This window comes from Gordonia mangrovi, assembly GCF_024734075.1.
In the GTDB taxonomy this organism is placed as follows: Bacteria; Actinomycetota; Actinomycetes; order Mycobacteriales; family Mycobacteriaceae; genus Gordonia; species Gordonia mangrovi.
On sequence record NZ_CP102850.1, the window covers coordinates 448,039 to 464,810 of the forward strand.

The window sequence follows — 16,772 nt, forward strand, 5'->3', positions numbered from 1 at the left end:
GCCGGTCTCACGCGGAGGCCCGGCGGATCAAGGTAGGGGCGAAGACGACTCGACGGGGTGCGGCCGAGCCGCCGTCGAGCTGGCCGAGCAGCAAGGTGACCGCCTCGGCCGCCATCTCCGACAATGGGTTGCGCAAGGTGGTCAGCGGCGGGTCGGTGCGTTCGGCGACTCCGAGGTCGTCGGCGCCGGTGATCGCGATGTCGCGCGGGATCTGCTTACCGGCGGCGGCCAGGACCTCCATCGCGCCGACCGCCATCAGATCCGATGCGACGACGATGCCGTCGAGGTCAGGATGAGCCTCGAGCAGCTGACGACACGCATACGCTCCGCCCTCCGGAGTGAAGTCGCCGTACCCGATGGCGTCGGGGCGGCGTCCCGCCGATTGCATCGCCTGTTTCCATCCGTCGAGGCGATCGACGCCAGCAGTCATGTCGGTCGGTCCGGCGATGGTCGCGATACGGCGACACCCCCGGTCGATGAGCAGCCGAGTGGCCTCGAGGCCGCCCGCCACGTTGTCGGTGTCCACCCACGAGAGCCGGTCGCTGTTGCTCCACGGACGGCCGATGAACGCGCTCGGCAGTCCGAGATCGGACAGGTGGTCGGGCAGGCTGTCGCCACGGTGGTGGGAGACGACGATGGCACCGTCGACCTGCCTGTTGCCCAGGAACCGCAACATGCGCGACTCCTGGTCGTCCCCGCCCGCGAGCAACAGGACCACCTGGTAATCGTGTGCGGAGAGCTCCCGCGTGACGATGTGCACGGTTCGGGCGAAGAACGGGTCGGCGAAGACTCGCTCGTCGGGTTCGGGGACCACCAGCGCCACGGACTGCGTTCGCCTGGTCACCAGAGACCGCGCGGCCTGGTTGGGTGTGTAGCCGAGCCGGTGCACGGCCTCGGCAACCGCCTGCTGGGCGCGCGGACTCACCCGGCTGCCACCGTTGACTGCACGGGAAGCAGTTGCTCGGCTCACACCGGCCAACCGTGCCACCTCATCGAGCGTGGGTGACGCGTCACGCGATTCGGCGCCGGTCATGTGTCGCCTCCCCGGCTCTCGGGCAACGCGTTCGCGGCGGCCACGCCGGCAAACCACAACGCACTGTCCTTGGGTGTCCGCTGCTGCGTCGCGTAGTCGACATGGACGATGCCGAAGCGCTGCGAGTAACCCCATGCCCACTCGAAGTTGTCGAGCAGCGTCCACACGAAGTACCCCCGAACGTCCACGCCGCGGGCGATGGCGTCATGCAGGGCACGAACGTGCAGATCGATGAACGACCTGCGTTGCTCATCGTGCACCGCACCATCGGGCGTCACCACGTCCGGGTACGCCGCCCCGTTCTCGGTGATGTAGATCGGCGGCACCGCGTACTCGTCGCGCAGCCGCAGCAGCAACTCGGTCAGCGCCGCGGGCTGCACCTCCCATCCCATGCCGGTGACGGGCAACCCCCTCCGCGGGAAGGTGATACGTCGTCCGTCCGGTTGGGCCGGCGATGCGGCCCGAGGGGGTGTCAACACCTCGTCGCCGAGCAGATCGGTGCGGGCAGAGGCACTTGCGCCGTCTCCGTGGTAGAAGTTCACCCCCAGGGCGTCGATGGGTTGTGCGATGACCTCGAGGTCGCCGTCGGCAATCGCGTCGGTCCATGGCCTGCCCTGAAAGGTCAGCCCTGATACATCAGCGGCGATGTCGTCGGGATAGCGGCCGGCGAACAGCGGGTCGCAGAAGACCCGGTTGCTGAAGGCGTCGAGCCGACGTGCCGCGTCGAGGTCGTCGGGGTCGCCTGGGTTGATGGGTGTGGGAACCGTGAGGTTCAGCGTGATCCCCACCTGCTTGCCGTTGTCCGGTGTCGCACCGCGCCGGCGGAGTTCGTCGACGACCAGACCGTGACCCAGCATCAGGTGGTGGGCGGCCACGAGGCCGGCCACGCCCTCTTGTCGGCCGGGCGCGTGCTGGCCACTGGTGTAGCCGAGGAACGCCGAGCACCACGGTTCGTTGAGGGTGGTCCAGTGATCCACCCGGTCCGCCAGGGCGTCGAACACCGTCAAGGCGTAGTCGACGAAGCGGTAGGCGGTGTCACGGTTGGTCCACCCTCCGGCGTCCTCGAGAACCTGCGGCAGATCCCAGTGGTACAGGGTCAACCACGGGGTGATGCCGACGTCGAGCAGTTCGTCGGCCAGGCGGGCATAGAAGTCGAGTCCCTTCTGGTTCGCCGGCCCCGCATCGGGCCGCACGCGTGGCCATGCCACCGAGAAACGGTAGGCATTCAGATTGAGCTGCGTGCACAGGGCGATGTCGGCGGGCATCCGGTGGTAGTGGTCGCAGGCCACGTCGCCGTTGTCGCCGTTCAGGATTGCTCCGGGGACGCGCGTGAACGTGTCCCAGATCGACGGTGTGCGACCGTCGATGTCGTGGGCGCCCTCGATCTGGTAGGACGCGGTGGCCGAGCCCCAGAGGAACCCGTCGGGAAAGTGCAGTGTCGTGGTCATCCTTTGACGGCCCCTTGCATGATGCCGGTCACCAGGTGGCGTCCGGTCGCGATGAACAGGAGTAGCAGCGGCACCGTCGCCAGGATGGTGCCGGCTTGCAGTAACGCCATGTCGCTCAGTCCCTGTCCCGGCGCGATCTTCAGCTGGTCGAGCGCGGTCTGCAGGGTCTGAACATCCGAACCCTGCAAGATCAGCAACGGCCACATGAAATCGGTCCACGCCTGCATGAAGGTGAACAGTGCGAGGATCGCCATCGCGGGACGGGCCGCCGGGACGGCGACCGTCCAGAACGTGCGCAGCATGGAGCACCCGTCGACGCGGGCGGCGTCCATGAGTTCATCGGGGATCGCGGTGCTGAGGTACTGCCGCATGAAGAACACGCCGAAGGCGGTGACCAACCATGGCAACACCACCGCGAGGCGGGTGCCGGTCAACCCGAGATTGCTGAACTCCTTGAGCATCGGGATGAGCGCGAGTTGCGGCGGGATGGCCATGGTGAGCACCACGAACACCATCAGGGCGTTGCTGCCGCGGAAGCTCAGTTTGGCGAACGAGTAGCCCGCGAGGGTGCAGAACGCCACCACCGAGACGGCCGCAACCGCGGAGACGATGATCGAGTTGGCCAGCGCCGACCAGAAGTCGATGCGGGTGAAGACGCGTTGGGCGTTCTCCAGGAAATGCCCGCCGGGATACAGCGGCGGCGGTGTCTCGGCGGCACGTTGCGACGTCACCGAGCCGATGACGAACGACCAGTAGAGCGGGAACACCGAACCGAGCACAAAGGCTCCGAGCAGACCGTAGACGAGAAATCCGGGACGGCGGGTCATCGTGCGGACCTCCTGTGCACGGCACGGGTGATGAAGAAGTTCACCAGCGCGAACGCCACGATCAACCCGAACAGCAGCCAGGCCGCCGACGCTGCACGAGGATACGGGTCGGTCGCACTGTTGGCGGTGTTGAACACGTACATCGCAAGCGTCAGATACTCATGGTTCGCGCCCCCCTGATGCTGCAGGTTGGTGTCGAAAAGTCTTGGTTCGGTGAAGATCTGCAGCCCACCGATCGTCGAGGTGACGATGACGAAGATCATCGTCGCCCGGATCGAGGGCAGGGTGACGTGCACGAACTTCCGGACGCTGCCGGCACCATCGATCGAGGCGGCCTCGTACAGATCACGAGGTATGGCCTGCATGGCGGCCAGCAGGATGAGTGTGTTGTAGCCGGTCCAGCGCCAGTTGATCATCGTGGCGATCGCAGTCCAACTGGCCATCCGGTCACCGTGCCAGGACACCGCCGGCAACCCGACACCGGTCAGCACATCGTTCACCAGACCCGACTTGTCGGCGAACAGCGAGCCGAAGATCAGCGCGACAGCGGCCGGTGCGACCACAAACGGGATGAGTACGCTCATCCGCCACCACGACCTGCCGCGCAAGCCGGTGTCGAGCAGTGCGGCGATGATCGTCGCGATGACGATCTGCGGGATCGACGACAGCGCGAAGATGCCGATCGTGTTCACCAGCGCCTTGTGGAACACCGGGTCGGTCAACACGTGGCGATAGTTGTCGAACCCCACCGCGCTCCCGTGTTCGGCCGCGAACCGCGGCCAGGAGAAAAACGAGAGGTACCCCGTGTACAGCATGGGGTACAGCCCGATCACGGCGAACACCAGGAAGAACGGGAGGATGTACAGATAGGGAGAGACCGACCGGTCGAGGCGGGTGAGACGTTGCCGGCGAGTGATCTTCGACGATCGGCCGGATCGGCCGGAGGGGCTTGGAGCCGAGGCCGGGCCCTCCGCGCCCCCGGCGGGACGTCGAATCTCGTTGGGGAGCACAGTCATGTCATCAATCCAGATTTCCGACGGCCTGGGTGAAGGTCTGCCAGGACGCCTCAGGTGACTGACCTTCGTCCACGCGCTGGATGGCCGATTGCAGCAGACCCAAGATGTCGGAGTACTTGTCACCCTTGTAGGGAACACCCACCGGCACCGCTTGCGCACGATCAGCGAGGATCTGCGACGTCGGCGCATCGGAGAAATACGGATCAGGCGTGTTGGTCGCGCTCAGTTGCTCCTCGGCGGCCAGGTTCGCGGGATAGGCGCCGGCGACGTTGAACGCACTCACCTGTTGCTGGGTGTCGGTGAGCCAGTTGGCGAATTGCTGTGCCTGCTCGTGATGCTGAGACTGGACGGGCACCGCGAGGAACGATCCACCCCAGTTGCCGCCCCCTCCGGGGAACACGTTGGCGATGTCCCATCCGGTCACCGAGGGCGCAGACTCCTTGATGTTGGCGAACATCCACCCCGGACACGGCATCGTCGCGAAGCCGTTGTTGGTGAAGTTGGACTTCCAGTCATCACTCCACTGCACGGCACGCGTCGACAGGGTCGGCGAGTACTCGGCGACCGTCGTGTACACATCCTTGAGACCCGGGTTGTCGACGTCGACGTCGTTGTCGCTGGTCTGGAATGGATACTCGACCTGGTTGAGCATCGCCTGGGCGATCGATCCGCTGGAGTCGTACCACTTCGACGTGGGCACCTGCTGGACGAATTGCTCTCCGTAATCGAAGTAGCTGTCCCAGGTCCCGAACATTTGCGCAACCGAGTCCCGATCGGATGGGAACCCTGCCTGACGGAACAGGTCGGCTCGGTAGCAGATGGCTTCCGGTCCGGCGTCGGTCGGGTATCCGATCTGCTTGCCGTCGGCCGTCTGACCGTCCTCGTATTTGTACGACACCCATCGGTCGTCGAGGGATGGATCGGTGAGGTCGACGAATTGCTCCGACGCACCATCGGTGAGGAATTGCGGCATCGCATCCCCCTCGATGGCGACGATGTCGGTGAGTCCGGTGCCGGCCTGCAGGTTCGAGGTGAGCGTCTGCTTCCAGGTGTCCCACTGCGAGATGCGCGTCTCCTCGACCTGGAACGGACTGTCCGGGTCCGAATTCCACTGATCGATTGCGTCCGCATAGCCGAAATCGCCGAACGTGGTGATGGTCAGGGTGTCATCCTTGCCGAGCGTCGACTGCCCCTGATCCCCACCCCCACAGGCGGCAATCAGGCCACCGACGACGACCGCGGTCGCGCCGAGCGCCGCTGTCCGGGACCGCAGCTTGGATTTCCGTTGCACGTGATTGCTCCTCTGACCGACGGGTTGGTGACTGTCAGGACCGGACGATGTCGTCCGCCCTCCTGGTTGTGAGAGCGCTTCCACTCCCGCTGCACAATCACTATGGTGTACATCACAACCGGATGTCAACCCCCGAGAAGATCACGGTCAGCGGATGTGGGAGCGCTTCCATGGTCGGGCGTTCAGAACGGCCAAAGGCCGGCCCACTCATTCGTGGGGCCGGCCCCGTGCGGTCCCTGACCGGGGTGGGAGCACTAGGTCTGCGGGTACCGTGGCAGGCACCTGGCAGGCGCCGTCAGCGTCGGCGCTCAGCCGCCGAGTTGCTTGGCCAGGTCTGCCAGCACGTCGGGATCCTCGATCGTCGACGGCACGGTGTACTCCTCGTGGTCGGCGATCTGCCGCATCGTCTTGCGCAGGATCTTGCCCGAGCGGGTCTTGGGCAGCGCGGGCACCACGGTCACGTCGCGGAACGTCGCGACGGCACCGATCTCATTGCGGACCAGCGCCACCAATTCGCCACGGAGCGTGTCGGCCTCGATGTCGGCACCGGCCTTGAGGACCACGTAACCGCTCGGCCGTTGCCCCTTCAGGTCGTCGTGGATGCCGATCACCGCACACTCCGCCACCGCCGGGTGCGACGCGACGACCGCCTCGATGCTGCCTGTCGACAACCGGTGTCCGGCAACGTTGATCACGTCGTCGGAGCGGCCCAGGACGACGACATAACCGTCGGCATCGACGTACCCGGAGTCGCCGGTCAGGTAGTAGCCGTCGAATGCGGAGAGATAGGACTTCCGGTAGCGCTCCTCGTCGCGCCACAGGCCGGCAAGTGTTCCCGGCGGCAGGGGCAACTCGATGACGATGTTGCCCTCCTCCCCCGGACCGAGCTGCTTTCCCTCGGCGTCGACGATGCCGACGTGGTACCCGGGAACCGGCACCGTCGGCGAGCCCGCCTTGATCGGCATGGGTTCCAGCCCACGGAGATTCGCGGCGATCGCCCAGCCGGTCTCGGTCTGCCACCAGTGATCGACCACCGGCACACCGAGTGTGGCGCCGGCCCATTCGAAGGTGTCCGGGTCCAGACGCTCACCCGCGGCGAACAACGTACGCAGCGTGGACGTGTCGTACTTTCCGAGTTCGAGGGCGTCCGGGTCGGCCTTGCGAATGGCCCGGATCGCGGTCGGCGCGGTGAACAGCGCAGCGACCTTGTGGTCGGCGACGACCCGCCAGAACGCGCCGGCGTCGGGAGTGCCCACCGGTTTGCCCTCGTACATGACGGTCGTCGCGCCGACCAGCAGCGGTCCGTACACGATGTAGGAGTGGCCGACGACCCAGCCGACATCCGACGCGGTCCACCACACATCGCCGGCGCCGATGTCGTAGATGTTGCGCATCGACCAGGTCAGCGCGACCGCGTGTCCGCCGTTGTCGCGGACCACGCCTTTCGGCTTTCCGGTGGTGCCCGAGGTGTAGAGGATGTAGAGCGGGTCGGTCGCCGCCACTGTGGTCGGACCCGCCGGCGCGGCATCGGCCATCTCGGCGTCCCAGTCCAACCAGCCGGCGTGGTCGGCCGCGCTTCCGGTGATCTCGTCGCGATCCTTCACGATCACCGTCGCCGGAGGTGAGGCAGCGAGTTCGACGGCCTTTTCCACCATCGGCAGGTACTCGACGGTCCGCCCGGGCTCGAGGCCCCCGGACGCGGTCACGATGGCCACCGGTTCGGCGTCGTCGATGCGGGTCGCGAGTTCCGGCGCGGCGAAGCCGCCGAACACCACCGAGTGCACCGCACCGATGCGGGCACAGGCGAGCATCGCGATCGCAGCCTCCGGGATCATCGGCATGTAGATCACCACCCGGTCACCTGCCGATACGTCGGCGGCCGACAGCACGCCGGCGAAGCGCGACACCTCGTCGAGCAACTCGGCGTAGGTGAATGTCCGCACCTCCCCCACCATCGCCGAATCCCAGATCAGGGCGGTGCGATCGCCGTGACCTGCGTCGACATGCCGGTCGAGCGCGTTGTAGGACGTGTTCAGCGTGGCATCCGGGAACCATCGGTACAGCGGCGCGTCGGCATCGTCGAGGGCATGAGTCGGAGCACTCACCCAGTCGACGGCGCCGGCGGCATCGAGCCAGAACGTCTCCCGGTCGTCTCGCGCAGCTGCGAACGCGTCGCTGTATCGCCCCATAGCCGTGTCATCCCTCTCTGCTCGTCCAGCGCACGCGGGGTGCGCGGTTCCGCTTCGAGGTTATCGATGTGACCGTTGCCACGGCGTTGGTTCAGCGACTGCGCGCTCAGCGGTCGGCACGCTGCGCCGAAAGGTCGCCGCCGCCTGGGCAGACCCCGGGGCTCGGATTCGATCTCGGATTCAATACAGCCACTTCCGGAACTCGGGCTCGGCATAGGCTTTCTCGAGTTCGGTCTCGTCCAGTTCCGGCATCAGCGCTTTGGTGATCTTGGCCGTGCTCGGCAGCGCATCGGGTTCCCAGGTCTCCGGACGCCACAGGTCGGAGCGGAGGAACGCCTTGGCGCAGTGAAAGAACACCTCCTCGACGTCGACTTCCAGCGCCAGCAGCGGCCGGATCTGCTTGACTGCCAGGGCATCGAAGTAGTCGCCGTCGTCGACGATGCGGGCGGCCCCGTTGATGCGCAGCGTGTCTCCCCGGCCGGGGATCAACGCGACCAGACCCACGTGTGGATTCTGCAGGACGTTGAGGTAGCCGTCGATGCGGCGGTTGCCGGGCCGTTCGGGGATCGCGACGCGGTGGGAGTCGATGACGTGCACGATCTTGCCGGCCGGGTCGCCCTTCGGAGAGACGTCCATCCGTCCGGACGCGTCGGCGGTGGCCAGGAAGACCATCGGACAGGCCGCCAGCCACGACACGTGTACCTGATGCAGCGTGGGACGCACCTTGTCGATCACCTTCTGGTGCGGGTGCCCGACGATCTCGCGCAACTGCTGCTCGCTGGTTATCTGCACATTCACCATGGTCGCACCCTGGTGACGGACCTCAAAGGCGGCGTCGATCGACCGCGCTACGGTGTCGTCGAGTCCTTTCTGGTGACGTTGGTCTTCACCTCGAGCTGTCCGGTGACGGTCCGGTGCACCGGGCACCGGTCGGCGATCTCCCCCAGGCGCCTGGTCTGATCGTCGTCGAGCGGACCGGTCAGGCGGATCTCCCGGTCGATGTGTTCGATCCGGCAGGGTCGACCCTGGGCGTCGGCACAGTCCTCGGCGTGGCTGCGGCGGTGCCGCAGCTGCACAGAGACATGGTCGAGCGGCAGGTTCTTGCGGTCGGCATACATCCGCAACGTCATCGACGTACACGTGCCCACCGCGGCCAACAACAGGTCGTAGGGAGTCGGTCCGAGGTCGTCACCCACGCCGAGGGGTTCGTCGGCGACCCAGAAATGCCGGCCGGCCTGGATGCTCTGGGTGAGGTGTCCGCGATCGGACTCCTCGACGAGCACGCTCCCGCCGGGTGGTGATTCGGACTCCGGCGCCTGAACCTCGGGGAGGTAGCGCGACGCCCACGCGGCCAATACGTCGGCGGCATATTCGGCGTCCGCGTGCTTGCTGAGCAGGTGGTCGGCGCCGTCGAGGGCGACGAAGCTCTTCGGATGCCGCGCCGCGGTGTAGATCCGTCGGGCGTTGTCGATGTCGACAACCTTGTCGAGGGGCGCATGCATCACCAACAATGCGCGGCCGAGGTCGGGCAACGTGGCCTCGAGGTGTTGTTCGTCGGCGTCGGCGAGCAGCTCGGCACCCACCGTGAAGGTCCGCCCGGCCAGGGTCACTTCCGCCTTGCCCTGCTCGCGGATCTGCCGCAGCGCGTCGTCGGAGAAGACGTGCCGGATCTGCCCCGGGTCGAACGGCGCGGCGATCGTGACGACGGCGGTGATGTCGGGCAGACGCGGGGCCGCGGCCAACGCGGCGGCACCACCGAAACTGTGTCCGATCAGCAGCCGCGGCGCCGCGTGTCGGGCGCCGAGCGCCTCTGACGCGAGGACGAGGTCTTCGACGTTGGAGGTGAACGTGGTGTTGGCGAACTCCCCGTCGCTGGCCCCCAGGCCGGTGAAGTCGAACCGCAGCACCCCGAAACCACGCTCCACCAGACGTCGACTGATCCGGGATGCGGCCATCACATCCTTCGAACAGGTGAAGCAGTGTGCGAACAATGCATAGGCGCGGGGATCGTCCTCCGGTCGGTCGAGCCGGGCGGCCAGTTGCGTGCCCGTGGATCCGGTGAAGGTGAAGCGCTCGGTCCGAGTCATGACCTCCATCCTGCCCGTCCGGTTCGGGCCGCACAGTGCCACCGACGGCACCGGGCTCCCATCAGGTCAGAAAGTCGTCGATGTGCGTCAGGAGCTGCGGCCGGGCGGGTCCGTCGGCGCGCAGGAGGTGATCGGCGCTGTCGAGGAGATCCTCCGTGCCGCCGGCGTCGACAGTTCTCAGGTGGAGGTGCACCTGCCCCGACGCCGGCGTCTACTCGGTTGCGGCGATCCGCGCCTGAACCACGTCACGGCCTGCGACCATGGTGGGCAGATCATTCGATGAGTTCGTACGGCAGGTGCGCAATGGTCGACGTCACCACTCACATCACCATTCGCCGGCCGGTCCACACGGTCGCGGCTTTTGCCCGGGACCCGGCGAACGCCACACGGTGGTACGCCAACATCGAATCGTCCCGACTGCTCACCGCGCCGCCGCTGGCGGTCGGGTCGAGGATCGCCTTCGTCGCGCACTTCCTCGGCCGCCGACTCGAGTACACCTACGACGTGGTCGAGCTGGTGGCCGACCGGCGCTTCGTCATGCGCACCAGTGACGGGCCGTTCGAGATGGAGACCATCTACGAGTGGGAGCCGGTGGCGCCGGACTCCACACGAATGTCGCTGCGCAACCGCGGGGCGCCGACGGGCTTCGGAGCCGTCGTCGCCCCGTTCCTGGGCGCTGCGATGCGCCGCGCCAACACCAAGGACCTGCGTCGGATCAAAAGCGGCGCTCGAGCGGACCGACTGAGTCGAGGCCACGGAACGGCCATAACGGCAGAAACCTGTGGTGAGCAGTGCACACGATGCCACGCACCGAACAGCGAGGCGACTATCGTCAGCACATGGATCAGTCCGCGTTCTACGGCGTCGTCGCCGCGACGAACTTCCCCCTGCTCGGACTGTGGTGGGTGGCGATCCAAGACCGCGACGACCTCGGCGGCGCGACGAGTGCCGGCCGGCGCATGGCCTACCTGGTCTCCCGGCAATTCGTGATTCCGGCTGTCGCTACCGGCCGAGGTCGCTCCCGAGATCACTGACGTCGGGCGTGGCGTTCACCGTGTCGGTAGTCCAGGTGCGAGTTCTCCGCCGGCTCGCGTTGGTGCGCAACGGTAGCGCGAACGCCTTTCTGGCACAGAGCACCTCCCGCTGTTGTGTCGCACAGAACAGCTTCGGCATATACCCATAGGGGTATAGTCGGAAGTGGAGCGGAAGGAAGTCTCACGAAGGAGATGACGGCGATGTTCACCCTCCATCACACCGACCACGGTTTTCACGAGGTCGCAGTACTCGGTTATCTGTTCATGCTCCTCGGCTTCGCCCTGGGCGGCATATGGATCGTCCTGCTCGCCGAGACGACGGCCGGCGCACTGGCGACCGGTGTCGCGGCGCTCGGCTTCTTCGTGGCCGCGGCGGCGATTCTCACCGTGATGACCAAGAAGATGCACCACGACCCACTGGTTCCCGAGAACACCACCGGCGAGGTCGGCCACTACCTTCACGACTACCGGGACTGACGGGCCCGCAGCCGGGATGATCCCCAGATAACGGAAGGCCCCGGAAGCATGGCTTCCGGGGCCTTCCCGATGTGGTAGCGGGGACAGGATTTGAACCTGCGACCTCTGGGTTATGAGCCCAGCGAGCTACCGAGCTGCTCCACCCCGCGCTGCGGACACCACTGTACACATTCGCCGGTGCGACACGAAATCGCCTCCCCCACCAGCGGATACCAACGCTGCCAGCCCCGTCGTTGCACTCCCGCTCGCGCCCATCGATGGCGGCCAGAGGGAGCGAGAGTGCCACCGAACGAGCAAGAACCCCACCCGGGCGTACCCGGGTGGGGTTCTCGACGTGGTAGCGGGGACAGGATTTGAACCTGCGACCTCTGGGTTATGAGCCCAGCGAGCTACCGAGCTGCTCCACCCCGCGTTGGTGAACACCACGTTACACACCGGTATGCGGCCGGTGCAAATCGCCCCCGGTGGCCATCCGCCGGGCCACAGACGCGCTCGAATTGCGCTGTGACACAGGACACTTGACACAGAGCACTTCGCTCATCGGCCGAATCCTCGGCACCGCGGCACGGCCCTATCGACCCGGGTCGGCCACCACCGGACCGGCATCCGAGGACCCACCCGCTCTGGGCCCAAAGCCCCTGATAGACGCTGCCCCACGGGCGCATCGTGAGGACCGGACCACATGGCATGAGTCAGCAAAGGAGAACCGACCGTGACCAGCCTCGCCTCGGGCAACACCCACAGCACCACCGAGCATCGTCACCCGATGAGCATCGTTGCCCATCTCCTGGTGTTGCTCATCATCCCGGCACTCGGGTTGGCGCTGACGTTCTCCGCCGAGGGCAACACGGGTGGCGCGGTGGTCGCGGCAATCGCCGGTGCGGCGTCTCTCATCGGCGCCGGCGCCATCTACGCCACGCTGGCCCGGCGTCTCGGGCACAGCCCGCTGATCCCGGATGACAGCGATGCCGAGAAGCAGCGCTACCTCGCAGAACACGGTCGGTGACAGCCAAAATATCTTCGTCGATGTGATAAATATCACAGCACGGTATCCTGGCCTCACGGCTACCGCTCAGATCGACCGAGGAGGAACGATGGCATCTCATCACCTGCCCCACCACGAGAGCCACGGCAATCATCCGATGAGCGTTCTCGGATATCTACTGGTGCTCGGCGGCTTCGCCAGCGCCGCGCTGTGGTTGGTGTCGATGGCCGGCGGCCATGTCGCCCCGGCCATCGTGTTCGGTCTGTTGATGATCGGCGCGTTCGCGGGCGCGACCGCCATCTTCATGACCCTCACGCACACCCACCATCACAGCCCGGTACTGCCGGACAACACCGAAGCCGAGCTCGGCCGGTACCGGCAGCGCTATCGCAGGTGATTGGCGCGTCCCGCAAGTCCGCGTGCTGACGCGGTCCGACTCGGTTTCCCGCGGTCGGACTCGGTTCCCGCCGCCAGTCGACGACCCCCGTCAACCGAACTGGCCCGCGTGAGCATCGCTCACGCGGGCCTGTTCGGTTCTCACTTCGCTAGTTGGGCAGCGACTCGTACTGCTGCACCGCTTGGTTCAGCCGGTCGAGGGCTTCGCCGTAGGCGGTGAAGTTCCCCGAACTCTGCGCCTCCGCCAGAGCGTCCAGCGCTTCGCTGATCGCCTGCAACGCGGCGTCGCGCTCCTGTGTCGACCCCGTCGCGGGCGGCGTCACCTGCTGCTGTTCGCCGGCCGGCGGTTGCTCGGTCTGCTCAGGCGTTTCCGGCTGTGCCGGGGTCTCACCGGGAACCAGTGCGGCCCCCTGCGGATTGATACCCACCTGCGACAGCGCACCCGCCGTGGTGGGCGCATAACCGACCTGATTCTCGTACCGGGTGATCACCCGGAACAGGCGCGGATACGTGCCCTCACCGCGTGCCTGGGCGTACATCGGCACCACATAGAGGATGCCGCTGTTGCCCACCGGCAACGTCAACAAGTTGCCGAACATGACGTCGACGTTGCCCTGGAAATTTCGTCGGCTCTCGGCCACCCGATCGTCCTGCTGCATCGGGTTGAACGCCTGCCGAGGACCATCTCGCTGGATGTTGGTCGGGATGGTCTTGACGGTGATCTGACCGTAGTCCGCGGGATCCGACGACACCGTCATGTAGGCACCCAGGATGGGCCGGTTCAGACGTGTCAGCACCGAGGTCAGCTGGAACGACGGCAGCGCGTTCTCCGGCGAAGACGCCACGAAGTAGTAGGGCGGTTGGTCGAGGCCCTGTGCATCGGCGTCCTCGTTGGTCGGGTCCGACGGCACCGACCAGAAGTCACTGCCCTCGAAGAACTGCTGCGGATTGGTGACGTGGTACTTCGTCAGCAACGAGCGCTGGATCTTGAACAGATCTTCCGGGTATCGGACGTGATCGGCGAGCGATTCCTGCTGGTCGAATTCGCCACGCGATTTCACCGTTCCGGGAAAGACGTTCATCCACGTCCGCAGCACCGGGTCCTGGTCGTCGAACTGGTAGAGCGTGACCTCGCCGGTGTAGGCGTCGACCGTGGCCTTCACCGAGTTCCGCACATAGGAGACGCTCCGGTTGACCTGGGTCCGCCCAGTCTGGCCCTGGTTCAGTTCCTGCGCGTCGGCCGTTGCCGCCTGCAGCGAGGTCCGCTGCGCGTACGGGTAATTGTCCAGTGTCGTGTAACCGTCCACGATCCATTTGATCGAACCGTCGGCCATCACTGCCGGATACGTCTTGGAGTCGACTGTCAGCCACGGCGCCGCCTTCTTCACGCGGTCGCGTGGGTCGCGGTCGTAGAGCAGCTTCGAGTTCTCGTTGATCTCACCGGAGAGCAGGAAGTTGCGCTCGGCGAACCGGATCGAATACAGCAGCCGGTTGAAGTAGTTGCCCAGCGAGACGCCCGCGTCACCCTGGTAGGTGTAGGTCGAGTCCTGGGTGTCGTACTCGCGGGATTCATCGTTGTTGGAGCCGACGATCGCGTAGTCGGGATCGACCTGCGAGATCAGCTCACCGAAGTAGATGCGCGGCTGGGTGACCTTGATCGGCGCCTCGGCCTGGTACTCCTCGGACTGGTAGTTCGACAGGTCGCTGACGAAGAAGACCGGCGAACCGCCGCCCTCGACGTCGTCGGAGGCGGGTTGGTTGACCCGGTTGGCCGGCGCGGCGACGAATCCGTTGCCGTGGGTGTAGACGAGGTGCTTGTTGAGCCAGTTCGTCTGGTTGCCGACCAGTCGCGCGGGGTCGATCTCACGGACCGCGACCACGAAATCGCGCATCTCACCATCGATGTCATAGCGGTCCAACGCCAGCTGGGTGGGGAATCCGTAGAAGTTCTGCCGCTGCTGTAGCTGCGTGAACGCCGGCGACACGATGTTCGGGTCGAGGATGCGGATATTCGACAACGTCGGGACGTCGGCGTCGACCGAGGCCTGGTTGACCGGTTCGGCCGTCCAGTTCGGTTGGGTGGTGACCTGTTCTGGACCGATACCGTAGGCCTGTTCGGTCGCCGTGATGTTGCGGGAGATGTATTCGGATTCCTTCTGCGCCGCGTTCGGCTTGACCGAGAACTGCTCCATCGCCAGCGGCCACCCGACGCCGATCACCAGCGCCGACAGCAACATCAACGCGGTCGCCAGAGCCGGCACCCGCAGATCCCGCAGCACGATGCCGGCGAAGAAGGCGACCGCACAGATGATCGCGATCGCCATCAGGATCAGTTTCGAGGGCAGGACCGCATTGATGTCGGTGTAGCTCGCGCCGGTGAAGATGTCCTGCTTGCGCTGGCTCGACAGCAAGGAATACCGGTCAAGCCAATACGCGGCTGCCTTGAGCAGCAGGAAGGTGCCGGCCAGCGCGGCCAGCTGGATGCGCGCGGCGGTGGAGAACGACGGTCCGTTGCCGTTGGAGCCACCGCCGGTCAGCCGAATGCCCCCGAACAGGTAGTGCGTCAGCAGGTTCGCCAGGAAGGCGATCACCACGACCACGAACAGCAGGTTCAACACCAGCCTGATGAAGGGCAGATCGAAGGCGTAGAAGCTCACGTCGATGCCGAACTGCGGATCGGTGATTCCGAACTGCTCGCCGTGCAGGAAGGTCTGCACCGTCGCCCAGGAGCCCTGCGTGACCAGACCGGCCAGGACCCCGATGATGATCGCCGGGACGATGGCGAACCACCGGGTGCGGCCCATCACGGTGGTCCGGTAGCGCGCGAGCGGATCATTCGGACCCGAGGCCGGCACGAACACCGGCCGCGTCCGGTACGCCATCGCGATGGCGCCGAAGATGAGCAGACCCACCACCACGGTGGTGATGAGGAACAGGATCACCCGGGTCCACATCACGGTGGAGAACACCCGCGTGTAACCGACATCGGACATCCACAGCCAGTCCGTGATCAGCCCGACCAGCCGGGGCCCGACCAGCAGCAGCACCAGGATGCCGACGCCGACCCCGATGGCGATCTTGCTTCTGCGCGACAGTGTCGGCATACCAGCCGGCCCGCGAACGCCCACCTGACCCACTCTCCAAAGTTCTCAATCCGGACATCGGCCCGACCGGCGTGGACGCCCGCCTGACTCGTGCACCCAACTGTACTGGTCGGCCCGCGATGGGATCGACGGTGCCGTACCGGCCGCGGGTGCGACCGTGATCCGGCGCGTCGAACAGGGCATCGGCTGTGCTGTCGGGTGGTGTACGACGAACCGGCAACGATCGGTCGCCGCGGTGAGTTCCATGTCACACCGACGCGAGGCGGCAAGATGACACCGTGACCGACGACGACCTGGGCCGCCCGCCAACCGACCCCACCGATCTGTCCGTCGACGACCTGGGCGCCGCGCTGCGTGAGGTCGTCGAATTCGTCGACACCGCGGGATGGGGGCAACCGCCGATGCTGTTCGCGCTGGTGCCCACCGCGGTCCTGGCAGCGTCACAACCGGGATTGATCGATCCCGAGGACGACTCCGCGCTCAGTCCGGTCGCCCAGGAACCACTCCCCGCATCGGCCCACGGCGCCGGGGCAGAGATCGAACGGGTCCTGGCCACCACGACGTGGCCCTCGGCGGTCGCGGGCGCGGCATTGATCCAGGAGATCGTCGTCCTGCCGCCCGAGGCGGATGGGACCGAAGACGTCGCGGCCGCGGCCACGCACCCCGATCGCCGGAGCGCGCGCCTGATCGTCGGCGCCCTGCGGACCGGGACCACCCTGGGTCTGCTCCGGCTACGCCCCGACGACGCCGATGGGGCCGATGGGGCCGATGACGGGAACATCGAGTTGCTCACCCGTCACGACCTCGCCGCCGACCTTCGTGCGGCGCTCGCGCACACGTTCGACGAGAGCGACTGAACGCCCGGCACGGATGCCGGCGCGATCG

At 66.3% G+C, this 16,772-nt stretch carries 15 protein-coding genes and 2 tRNA genes; 6 read left to right on the top strand and 11 right to left on the bottom strand.

Annotated elements, in window-relative coordinates; genetic code table 11:
• Nucleotides 1–7: 7 nt before the first annotated feature.
• The 8 genes from NWF22_RS02190 to NWF22_RS02225 form a co-directional block, all read right to left on the bottom strand.
• Complete coding sequence (locus tag NWF22_RS02190) at nt 8–1,033, bottom strand: LacI family DNA-binding transcriptional regulator (RefSeq protein WP_160900831.1); 1,026 nt, start codon at nt 1,031–1,033, stop codon at nt 8–10.
• Nucleotides 1,030–2,481, bottom strand: a complete 1,452-nt coding sequence (locus tag NWF22_RS02195; protein WP_160900830.1) for a GH1 family beta-glucosidase — start codon at nt 2,479–2,481, stop codon at nt 1,030–1,032. Before NWF22_RS02195 ends, NWF22_RS02190 begins: the two co-directional genes overlap by 4 nt.
• A complete protein-coding gene (locus tag NWF22_RS02200; protein WP_160900829.1) occupies nt 2,478–3,308 on the bottom strand; it encodes a carbohydrate ABC transporter permease in 831 nt (276 codons plus the stop codon). Before NWF22_RS02200 ends, NWF22_RS02195 begins: the two co-directional genes overlap by 4 nt.
• Nucleotides 3,305–4,324, bottom strand: a complete 1,020-nt coding sequence (locus NWF22_RS02205; protein ID WP_160900828.1) for a carbohydrate ABC transporter permease — start codon at nt 4,322–4,324, stop codon at nt 3,305–3,307. Before NWF22_RS02205 ends, NWF22_RS02200 begins: the two co-directional genes overlap by 4 nt.
• Before the next feature lie 4 nt (nt 4,325–4,328).
• Nucleotides 4,329–5,615 carry an ABC transporter substrate-binding protein gene (locus NWF22_RS02210; protein WP_160900827.1) on the bottom strand — a complete coding sequence of 429 codons (1,287 nt, stop codon included), beginning with the start codon at nt 5,613–5,615 and terminating at the stop codon, nt 4,329–4,331.
• A gap of 308 nt (nt 5,616–5,923) precedes the next feature.
• The gene (locus tag NWF22_RS02215; RefSeq protein ID WP_160900826.1) at nt 5,924–7,804 is read right to left on the bottom strand and encodes a propionyl-CoA synthetase; all 1,881 of its coding nucleotides are present in this window, start codon (nt 7,802–7,804) and stop codon (nt 5,924–5,926) included.
• Nucleotides 7,805–7,984: 180 nt separating this feature from the next.
• A complete protein-coding gene (locus NWF22_RS02220; protein WP_160901416.1) occupies nt 7,985–8,596 on the bottom strand; it encodes an MSMEG_1061 family FMN-dependent PPOX-type flavoprotein in 612 nt (203 codons plus the stop codon).
• A gap of 56 nt (nt 8,597–8,652) precedes the next feature.
• On the bottom strand, nt 8,653–9,891 hold the full coding sequence (locus NWF22_RS02225; protein ID WP_160900825.1) for a bifunctional alpha/beta hydrolase/OsmC family protein: 1,239 nt from the start codon (nt 9,889–9,891) through the stop codon (nt 8,653–8,655).
• Here NWF22_RS02225 and NWF22_RS02230 point away from each other — a divergent pair.
• The 3 genes from NWF22_RS02230 to NWF22_RS02240 all read left to right on the top strand — a co-directional run bounded on the left by NWF22_RS02230 (nt 9,890) and on the right by NWF22_RS02240 (nt 11,402).
• Nucleotides 9,890–10,174, top strand: a complete 285-nt coding sequence (locus NWF22_RS02230; protein WP_160900824.1) for a hypothetical protein — start codon at nt 9,890–9,892, stop codon at nt 10,172–10,174. The genes NWF22_RS02225 and NWF22_RS02230 overlap by 2 nt on opposite strands.
• A 20-nt stretch (nt 10,175–10,194) precedes the next feature.
• Nucleotides 10,195–10,881 (top strand): SRPBCC family protein, encoded by a 687-nt coding sequence (locus NWF22_RS02235; RefSeq protein ID WP_202398170.1) that lies wholly within the window; start codon nt 10,195–10,197, stop codon nt 10,879–10,881.
• A gap of 245 nt (nt 10,882–11,126) precedes the next feature.
• A complete protein-coding gene (locus NWF22_RS02240; RefSeq protein ID WP_160900823.1) occupies nt 11,127–11,402 on the top strand; it encodes a hypothetical protein in 276 nt (91 codons plus the stop codon).
• A 72-nt stretch (nt 11,403–11,474) separates the two neighbouring features.
• Here NWF22_RS02240 and NWF22_RS02245 read toward each other — a convergent pair.
• Nucleotides 11,475–11,551 (bottom strand) — tRNA-Met (locus NWF22_RS02245).
• A gap of 186 nt (nt 11,552–11,737) precedes the next feature.
• Nucleotides 11,738–11,814 (bottom strand) — tRNA-Met (locus NWF22_RS02250).
• Between the two features lie 300 nt (nt 11,815–12,114).
• On the opposite strand from NWF22_RS02250, the gene NWF22_RS02255 reads away from it, so the two are divergent.
• Both NWF22_RS02255 and NWF22_RS02260 read left to right on the top strand, forming a co-directional pair.
• A complete protein-coding gene (locus NWF22_RS02255; RefSeq protein WP_160900822.1) occupies nt 12,115–12,408 on the top strand; it encodes a hypothetical protein in 294 nt (97 codons plus the stop codon).
• Nucleotides 12,409–12,496: 88 nt separating this feature from the next.
• The gene (locus NWF22_RS02260; protein ID WP_160900821.1) at nt 12,497–12,784 is read left to right on the top strand and encodes a hypothetical protein; all 288 of its coding nucleotides are present in this window, start codon (nt 12,497–12,499) and stop codon (nt 12,782–12,784) included.
• 148 nt (nt 12,785–12,932) lie between these two features.
• On the opposite strand, the gene NWF22_RS02265 is transcribed toward NWF22_RS02260, so the two are convergent.
• Nucleotides 12,933–15,887 carry a UPF0182 family protein gene (locus tag NWF22_RS02265; protein WP_202398335.1) on the bottom strand — a complete coding sequence of 985 codons (2,955 nt, stop codon included), beginning with the start codon at nt 15,885–15,887 and terminating at the stop codon, nt 12,933–12,935.
• A 278-nt stretch (nt 15,888–16,165) separates the two neighbouring features.
• Between NWF22_RS02265 and NWF22_RS02270 the strand changes: the two genes are divergently transcribed.
• A complete protein-coding gene (locus NWF22_RS02270; protein WP_258321305.1) occupies nt 16,166–16,744 on the top strand; it encodes a PPA1309 family protein in 579 nt (192 codons plus the stop codon).
• Nucleotides 16,745–16,772: the final 28 nt, after the last annotated feature.